Consider the following 8379-nt stretch of genomic DNA (forward strand, 5'->3'; position numbering starts at 1 on the left):
TGACAACTCCTGAATATTATATGAGTGTTTATGGACGTATAAATCATATTGAAGAATCGGGTTGGAGAGTAGATATCCCAATAAATGATGACAATACATTGAATCTAGATGAGATGTATATAGGATCCGACATTGGTATAGGGGGAAGATTATTTGAGTAATTGGAATTTAAAAAGTTTTGATAATCTATATGCTTCATTAGCAGAATCAGCTTACAGATATAGACCCAAAAATTTTCCATATGAACAATTGAATCCGGAAAGGCAAAAAGCACTTGATTCAGGGAAATCCGTTGAATTTAGTTTCTCTACAGATGGAAAAGATTCGGAAGGTCAAGTAACTCATGGCGGGGGTACGGATCTGCCAAATGGTGGCAAGGTTTATCTTCAACCAGATAATAAAAAGTTGTTAGAGGATGCAGAAACTGGATACCACGCTTATTATGTCACAGATACTGAGACGATCAATGCGAATACGCACCAGACCTATTTTTCGATTCGTGGAAGTGACGGTTTTGGAATTGATTTCTCAAATATTTTGGATGCAGATTTAAAGGAGTTTAATTCCAAAGATTGGATCAATAATGATGCAGCTTTTGCTCTTACAGATGCGATCGTTCCTCAAGCACAGTATGCTACAAAAGGCATGAAAGCAAAGATCGCTGAATTAGAAGACAAAGCTGCACCGGATGCTAAGATGGATGTGACGGCTCATTCACTTGGAACAATGGTATCTGCTCAAGGTTTAGCAGGATTAGATGATTCGGAATTGAACCACATCGGAAAAGCTGTTCTTTTTGATGGCCCAGATACAACATTGAGCTTGATAAAGGCAGGATATAGTCCGGAAAAACTGAAATTATTGGATGAAAAAATTGTTTATTATGTCAATCCTTTTGATCCAGTTAGCATGCTCAATCGGGATAGACCTTGGGAGCAACAACTTGGCCAAGTCAATGTAGTTGTCCCGATTAAGTATACTAGTATGACGGACAAGTATTCTTCACATGATTTTGGTGCCTATCAAGTAGATAGTTATGGCAATATCCTAACGGCATCGGAATCCTATCATCCAGAGTTGTTAGTTGCAGGTCAGAGACTTGCAAAACTTAATAGAGAAAAAATTGATAAACTGAAGGAATACATTCCTAGAAAAACAATCAACCGAATCGTAACGATGAGTCCAGAGGAATTTAGTAAATTTGCTTCCCTAATACAAAAAGGAAGTAAAGATTTCTGGCATAATTACGATGATTTTTTTGATGGGCTTTCTGGTTTAGGAATAGATAGTGAAGCGATCGTAATGATTGCTTCCAATCTCCCAGATCTGGCGTGGCTATACTATGATTATCAAAATCAATATGCTAAAATTATAAAAGATGCCCAGAAAGCTTCTTTGGAATGGGATCGAAAAAATTTAGACCTCAAGAATCCCAATAATTTGCACAACAAAATTAAAAGTGCTGGGAGCTATGCGGAGCGAATCTTACTTCGCACAGAATTGTTATATGCAGCAGTTCAATTGGCAGATGCAGATATTGAGCAGAAGGTGTCAGAAACAGAGAAAATGATCACGACTGCGGAAGAAAACATAAAAATAGAGGTTGAATTATCTAGAAATGTTATTTTTGGATTGGGATGGGCATTGTCAGCAAGTGAAAGAGAAAGTTTAATGACTGACTTGACTTTTGAACATTTGTGGGATAGCGGAATTGAGGAGACCGATAAAAGTAATTTAAAGAACTACAAAGAAAAAATGAGTGGCTTCTCAAAGAGTATGATTCAATGTGCACAGAAACTTGTAGAGGTTGACGAACAAGGCGCTGCTGATATTTTTGGATCCCTATCATAAAAGAAGGAGGAAACGATGCCAATAAGTTTACCGTTTATGAATGAAAAAATACTGGAAGGACTGAAAGCACAACAGAGATTGGCAATAAAAGCGGCTGTTGTAGTAGCAGTGAACACTATAAAGCTAAAGAATATATCTCTCCAAGCAAGACTGCATATAAAAGCAGAGGAATTAGAAAACTATGCAAAAAAGACTTACAGTGAAAATATCACGGATGGTCTTGAAGGACAAGCCGCAACTGCGGCAAAAAACTATTTGTCTAAAGTGAGCAAACCAGAACTTACTAGTCCGCTAAGAAATTGAGAATTGACAGAAGATGAAGGAAGATCTTTATAAATTAGAACTTGAATTTGATAGCAAAATGAAACAGTTAAAGAAAAAAGAGGAATCTCTTGAAGAAGATCTCTCTTATTTTCTACAGCAAACGGATCAGTTGAAAGAAGAAGTCTATCGCATGGCAGAAGGTGAGTTACCTGCAGAAGTTCATACTTATTTTTTCCAAATGGATGAAAATAGTGAACGATTTCGACGTGACGTCTTTGAACAATTGGATCAAATCCAGGAAGAGCGTTCAAAGCTCAAATGGGAGTTTGACAATGAGATAGATGCTTTCTATAAACATCAGAAAAAGCTGGAATCAAAAGCCAAAAAAAATCAGTAAGACTGTCCTTACTGATTTTTTAGTTGGTTCCGGATGATGCTGTATCTGCGCCATTGTCTGTTGCGGTGGAGACTTGGTCTTGTGCAGCAGATGAACTGGTTTCTGTAGCGGATGAGCTATCGGTTTCTTTTTGTGAACTAGCATCTGTATTGCTTGAATCGGTTTGCGTATTGGTATTAGCATCTGTATTGGTAGCGCTTGAGTCAGATCCCTTATCGTGGACCACGACGACGCTGGTGCTACTAGATGGTTTATCTTCTGTTTTTTGATTGTCTTTATTAAGCAGGCTTATAATCGTAAAAGAAGTGACGATAATCCCTAAAAGACTGGCAATCGTGGCGACAACTGTTTGAAATAGTGATAGGCCTTGTTTGACTTTTTCACCACGTGAGGGTCTAGAATCTGTAGTATCCTCTGGTTTTTGGTTTTTGTTGCTTCTTGAATATTGTGACATGTTCATTCTCTTTCTATCAAAAATTGTTTTTAACACTTTCCTATTATAAGTCATTTTCTGAAAAATGTCTAAAAAGAACTGAATTTTATGGAGTGATTTTACCTCATCTCTCTTTATCAAATCCTTGTCCCAAGCGGTTAGAAATGATAAAATAGAAGTTACGTAAAAAGAAAGTGATGGATGCGTAGGACATGATTTATTTTGACAATTCAGCAACGACCAAACCTTATCCAGAAGCCCTTGCGACCTATACAGAAGTGGCCACTCGGATCTGGGGGAACCCTTCTAGTTTGCACAATCTAGGTAGTCAAGCGACTCGTATTTTAGAAGCTTCTAGAAAACAGATTGCAGAGTTAATTGGCAAGAAAGCTGAAGAAATTTACTTCACGTCTGGTGGGACAGAAGGGGACAACTGGGTCCTCAAGGGTGTCGCCTTTGAGAAAGCTCCTTATGGCAAGCATATCATTGTCTCTGACATCGAGCATCCGGCTATCAAGGAGTCCACTGCTTGGTTAAAGACGCAGGGATTCGAAGTGGATTATGCTCCAGTGGATGCGCGTGGCTTTGTCAAAGTGGATGCCTTGGCTAGTCTTCTCCGTCCAGATACGACCTTGGTCTCTGTCATGGCCGTCAACAATGAGATTGGCTCCATCCAGCCCATCCATGAAATTGCGGCTCTCCTAGAAGATCGCCCAACGATTAGTTTCCATGTCGATGCGGTTCAAGCTTTAGCCAAGGTAGCAACAGAAGTTTATCTACCAGAGCGCGTGGACTTTGCGATCTTCTCTAGTCACAAATTCCATGGTCTTCGTGGAGTTGGCTTTGTCTACATCAAAGAAGGCAAAAAGATCACCCCTCTCTTAACGGGTGGGGGTCAAGAAAAAGAAATGCGCTCGACAACTGAGAACGTGGCAGGTATCGCAGCAACCGCAAAAGCCCTACGCTTAGCTATGGAAAACCAAGAAGTTTTTGCCAGCAAGACCCAGCAGATGAAAGAAGTCATCCGCAAAGAATTGGCCAACTATCCAGATGTCACAATCTTTTCTGGTGAGGATCACTTTGCCCCTCACATCTTGACTTTTGGGATCAAGGGAGTTCGTGGTGAAGTAGTGGTCCATGCCTTTGAAGAGTTTGATATTTATATCTCGACGACCAGTGCCTGCTCGTCCAAGGCTGGAAAACCAGCTGGTACCTTGATTGCCATGGGAGTGGACAAGAGTATTGCACAGACAGCAGTTCGCCTCAGTCTTGATATTGAAAATGACATGAGCCAAGTCGAGCAATTCTTGACCAAGTTCAAACTGATTTACGAACAAACACGAAAAGTACGTTAATTTTAGAAGGAAATCAATATGACCTTAACCTATTCAGAAATTATGATTCGCTATGGAGAGCTTTCTACTAAAGGGAAGAACCGCATGCGTTTCATCAATAAACTTCGCAATAATATCAAAGATGTTTTATCTATTTATCCGGCTGTCAAAGTGACAGCGGACCGCGATCGAGCCCATGCTTATCTACATGGGACGGATTATGAGCCGGTGGCAGAATCCCTCAAGCAAGTTTTTGGAATCCAAAATTTTTCACCTGTTTACAAGATTGAAAAATCAGTACCAGCCTTAAAAGCGGCAGTGCAAGAGATTATGAAGGAGATTTACAAGGACGGCTTGACCTTTAAAATCTCAAGTAAGCGTAGCGATCACACTTTTGAACTCGATAGCCGTGAGCTCAATCAAACTCTAGGTGGCGCTGTCTTTGAAGCGATCCCAACGATCCAGGCACAGATGAAAAAGCCAGATATCAATCTGCAAGTCGAAATCCGAGAAGAAGCAGCCTACATCTCTTATGAAACCATTAAGGGAGCCGGTGGCCTTCCTGTTGGGACTTCTGGCAAAGGCATGCTCATGCTATCTGGTGGGATCGACTCTCCAGTAGCTGGTTACCTGGCCTTAAAGCGTGGTGTGGATATCGAAGCGGTCCACTTTGCGAGCCCACCTTATACCAGCCCAGGTGCCTTGAAAAAAGCCCATGACTTAACACGGAAGTTGACCAAGTTTGGGGGCAATATCCAATTTATCGAGGTGCCCTTCACAGAGATCCAAGAGGAAATCAAGGCAAAAGCGCCAGAAGCTTACCTCATGACCCTGACCCGCCGCTTTATGATGCGCATTACAGACCGCATTCGCGAGGTTCGTGGTGGTTTGGTCATTATCAATGGTGAAAGCTTGGGACAAGTGGCTAGCCAAACCTTAGAGAGTATGCAGGCCATAAATGCGGTAACCAATACGCCAGTTATCCGTCCAGTGGTAACCATGGACAAGTTGGAAATCATCGATATTGCCCAAGAGATTGATACCTTTGAAATCTCCATCCAACCGTTTGAAGACTGTTGTACCATCTTTGCACCAGATCGTCCAAAGACGAATCCGAAACTCAAAAATGCGGAGCAGTATGAGCAACGGTTGGATGTGGAAGCTTTGGTCGAGCGTGCTGTGTCAGGCATCGTCGTAACGGAAATCACACCAAAAGCAGAAAAAGATGAGGTCGATGACCTGATCGAGGATTTGCTATAGGGGAGACTGGGAGTATCCAGCCTCTTTTTCTACTCAAATCTAAAGGAGACAAAATGAAAAAAATTATCGTATTAATGACAAGTTTGCTTCTGTTGACAGGCTGTGTCAAAGTATCGTTTACTGGACCGAAAAAAGAAGAGAAGACTAGCCAATCAAGCAGTAGAAAAAAAGAACCCCTCACATTTGTCAGGGCCGAGCAGTATAAAGACCAGGACAACGAAGTCTTGGAAGCGTCCGAAAAATTTATCAAGGAACATCCAACGCTTGGAGAAGCTGGAAAATTATTTGTCTTTTTCCCAGGATATACCTTTGGAAATGAGGAAAACCGCTTCGCCTTGTTCTTTATTGTGAATCGTACCACCACCACCATCGATCGTGATGGATCCTTTGTCCTGAATTTGGAATATGATGGAGAGCCACTTTTTAAAGATGTCACAGTTGACTATGAAGTGAGCGAATCGGGTGTGTTAAAACCCAATACTGCTGCAGCGATTCCGATAAAAATTACTAAGGAACAAGAAGAAAAAATGAAGGGGATGAACGATTCGTCTAAAGCCAAAATGAGCTTCAATGACTTTAAATTTAAGGATAAGTAGATGAAAGCCGGTTTTGAATGCGATCTTAAATTACAAGATACAAAAAATAGATTTTTCAAAGAAAATTCGCTTTCAAAGCGCAAAAATACTTGTCTTTGTCTAATAGAAGTGATATACTTAGAGAGTTGACTATGCACATGCCTGTGCAACCGCTCGAACATCGTCGCTCATTTCCATGAGAGTAAGTGGTTCGTCCCACGATGCTAGGCGAGTCTTCACAAAAATACGGGGAAACCCAAAAATACATAGGAGGTGCATAATGAGCACATACGCAATCATTAAAACTGGCGGAAAACAAGTTAAAGTTGAAGTTGGTCAAGCAGTCTACGTTGAAAAATTGAACGTTGAAGCTGGTCAAGAAGTTACATTTAACGAAGTTGTTCTTGTTGGTGGTGAAAACACTGTTGTCGGAACTCCACTTGTTTCAGGAGCTACTGTTGTTGGAACTGTTGAAAAACAAGGAAAACAAAAGAAAGTTGTTACTTACAAGTACAAACCTAAAAAAGGTAGCCACCGTAAACAAGGTCACCGTCAACCTTACACTAAAGTTGTCATCAACGCTATCAACGCTTAATTTTTAGGAGAACACATGATACAAGCAGTCTTTGAACGAGCCGAAGATGGCGAGCTGAGGAGTGCAGAAATCACTGGGCACGCTGGAAGCGGTGAATATGGCTTTGATGTCGTGTGTGCATCGGTTTCGACTCTAGCCATTAACTTTGTCAACTCTGTTGAGAAATTTGCAGGCTACGAACCGGATCTAGAATTAAACGAAGAAGAAGGTGGCTTCCTTCGGGTCACAATCCCGACAGATATTCCACCACATCAAAGAGAAATGACCCAACTATTCTTTGAATCATTTTTCTTAGGGATGGCAAACTTATCGGAGAACTCTTCAGAGTTCGTCCAAACAAGAGTTATCACAGAAAACTAACATGGAGGAAAACAATTATGTTGAAATTGAATCTTGCTAACTTGCAACTTTTCGCCCACAAAAAAGGTGGAGGTTCTACATCAAACGGACGTGATTCACAAGCAAAACGTCTTGGAGCTAAAGCAGCTGATGGACAAACTGTAACAGGTGGATCTATCCTTTACCGTCAACGCGGAACACACATCTACCCAGGTGTGAACGTTGGACGTGGTGGAGACGATACTTTGTTCGCAAAAGTTGAAGGCGTAGTACGCTTCGAACGTAAAGGTCGCGATAAAAAACAAGTTTCTGTTTACCCAATCGCAAAATAAAAAGGTTTTCTAAACCTTTTTGTCCCGAGCCTTGATCCAAAGGTGAGGAAGCTAGAAATAGCAAAATGAAAGCTTTCTGATTTATCAGAAGGCTTTTTTCTTTTATTTATTTAAAAATATCATGTTTACCCTTGTTAATATAATGTTTGAATTTGTGTTTTTTGAAAAATATAGTATAATAGAGACAAATATAGTAGGAATGGAAGTAGTACCATGAAAGATAGCAGACATGTTGAAATTCTTCAGGAACTGGATCGAAAAAGTGTGGTATCAGTCAAAGAACTCAAGGAACTCTTTGGGGTGACAGACATGACCATTCGTCGTGATCTGATCGATCTTGAAAAACAAGGTCTTTTAGTTCGTGTACATGGTGGAGCCCACAAAAAGGTGAAAGATAGCTTGTTAGAGGCTTCTCACAGTGAGAAAAATCTCATCAATATTGATGAGAAACGAACCATTGCAAAAAAATGTGCAGACTTGATCGAAAATGGGGATACCGTCTTTATTGGGTCTGGTACGACAACAGATTTTATCGGCGACTATTTAGAAGGAAAGGAAATCAGTATTGTCACCAATTCCCTCCCCATTTTTGAAAAGCTAAAAGATTTTCCAAATTATGACTTGATCTTAGTTGGAGGTCGCTACCGGGTGAAGACACAAACTTTTGTCGGTCAATTTGCCAATAAACTCTTGAAAGAAATCAAGGTTTCTAAAGCTTTCATCGGGGTCAATGGCATCGATGGGCATCATGTTTCCACAGCCAATGAAGAAGAGGGAAATGGTAATGCTATTATTCTAAACAACGCAATTGAGAAATATGTGGTTGCTGATAACAGTAAGTTTGATAGCTATTCTTTCTATAGTTTCTATCGAGTGGAAGACCTGAATGCCATTATTACTGATGATAGTATTCCAAAGAAGATCAAAGACAAATATGCCTTGTATACGAAAATTATATAAAATGAGAGGCTGGGACAAAAGTCCTAGCCTCTCAATTGT

The 8379-nt window shown here is 40.5% G+C and carries 11 protein-coding genes and 1 other annotated feature; of the genes, 10 read left to right on the forward strand and 1 reads right to left on the reverse strand.

Features of this window, described 5'->3' with window-relative positions; translation table 11 throughout:
• The first annotated feature begins 153 nt into the window (after positions 1 to 153).
• From O3646_RS10665 to O3646_RS10675, 3 genes are read left to right on the forward strand one after another with little or no spacing between them, the layout of a single operon-like run.
• Complete coding sequence (locus O3646_RS10665; RefSeq protein ID WP_371610866.1) at positions 154 to 1851, forward strand: hypothetical protein; 1698 nt, start codon at positions 154 to 156, stop codon at positions 1849 to 1851.
• A 15-nt stretch (positions 1852 to 1866) separates the two neighbouring features.
• Entirely contained in the window at positions 1867 to 2154 is a 288-nt protein-coding gene (locus O3646_RS10670) for a hypothetical protein (RefSeq protein ID WP_024055917.1), read from the forward strand.
• A gap of 13 nt (positions 2155 to 2167) precedes the next feature.
• Positions 2168 to 2512 (forward strand): hypothetical protein, encoded by a 345-nt coding sequence (locus tag O3646_RS10675; protein WP_371610867.1) that lies wholly within the window; start codon positions 2168 to 2170, stop codon positions 2510 to 2512.
• 19 nt (positions 2513 to 2531) lie between these two features.
• Here O3646_RS10675 and O3646_RS10680 read toward each other — a convergent pair whose 3' ends face one another.
• Positions 2532 to 2966: a DUF6556 family protein gene (locus tag O3646_RS10680; protein WP_371610868.1), complete on the reverse strand. Its 435-nt coding sequence runs from the start codon at positions 2964 to 2966 to the stop codon at positions 2532 to 2534.
• A 191-nt stretch (positions 2967 to 3157) separates the two neighbouring features.
• On the opposite strand from O3646_RS10680, the gene O3646_RS10685 reads away from it, so the two are divergent.
• The 7 genes from O3646_RS10685 to O3646_RS10715 all read left to right on the forward strand — a co-directional run bounded on the left by O3646_RS10685 (position 3158) and on the right by O3646_RS10715 (position 8340).
• Positions 3158 to 4300 carry a cysteine desulfurase family protein gene (locus tag O3646_RS10685; protein WP_371610869.1) on the forward strand — a complete coding sequence of 381 codons (1143 nt, stop codon included), beginning with the start codon at positions 3158 to 3160 and terminating at the stop codon, positions 4298 to 4300.
• 18 nt (positions 4301 to 4318) lie between these two features.
• Positions 4319 to 5539, forward strand: coding sequence for a tRNA uracil 4-sulfurtransferase ThiI (thiI, locus tag O3646_RS10690; RefSeq protein ID WP_371610870.1), 1221 nt, complete (start codon positions 4319 to 4321; stop codon positions 5537 to 5539).
• Between the two features lie 53 nt (positions 5540 to 5592).
• A complete protein-coding gene (locus tag O3646_RS10695; RefSeq protein WP_049492006.1) occupies positions 5593 to 6135 on the forward strand; it encodes a membrane lipoprotein lipid attachment site-containing protein in 543 nt (180 codons plus the stop codon).
• Positions 6136 to 6272: 137 nt separating this feature from the next.
• Positions 6273 to 6360: a sequence feature (ribosomal protein L21 leader region), on the forward strand.
• Positions 6361 to 6394: 34 nt separating this feature from the next.
• Complete coding sequence (gene rplU, locus O3646_RS10700) at positions 6395 to 6709, forward strand: 50S ribosomal protein L21 (protein WP_003007734.1); 315 nt, start codon at positions 6395 to 6397, stop codon at positions 6707 to 6709.
• Positions 6710 to 6724: 15 nt separating this feature from the next.
• Positions 6725 to 7069, forward strand: coding sequence for a ribosomal-processing cysteine protease Prp (locus O3646_RS10705; RefSeq protein WP_003002581.1), 345 nt, complete (start codon positions 6725 to 6727; stop codon positions 7067 to 7069).
• 17 nt (positions 7070 to 7086) lie between these two features.
• Positions 7087 to 7380, forward strand: a complete 294-nt coding sequence (gene rpmA / locus O3646_RS10710) for a 50S ribosomal protein L27 (RefSeq protein WP_003002805.1) — start codon at positions 7087 to 7089, stop codon at positions 7378 to 7380.
• 213 nt (positions 7381 to 7593) lie between these two features.
• On the forward strand, positions 7594 to 8340 hold the full coding sequence (locus O3646_RS10715; protein ID WP_371610871.1) for a DeoR/GlpR family DNA-binding transcription regulator: 747 nt from the start codon (positions 7594 to 7596) through the stop codon (positions 8338 to 8340).
• The last annotated feature ends 39 nt before the right edge of the window (positions 8341 to 8379 follow it).

Origin of the sequence: Streptococcus sp. 27098_8_148, assembly GCF_041432105.1 — a bacterium.
Lineage (GTDB): Bacteria > Bacillota > Bacilli > Lactobacillales > Streptococcaceae > Streptococcus > Streptococcus parasanguinis_AE.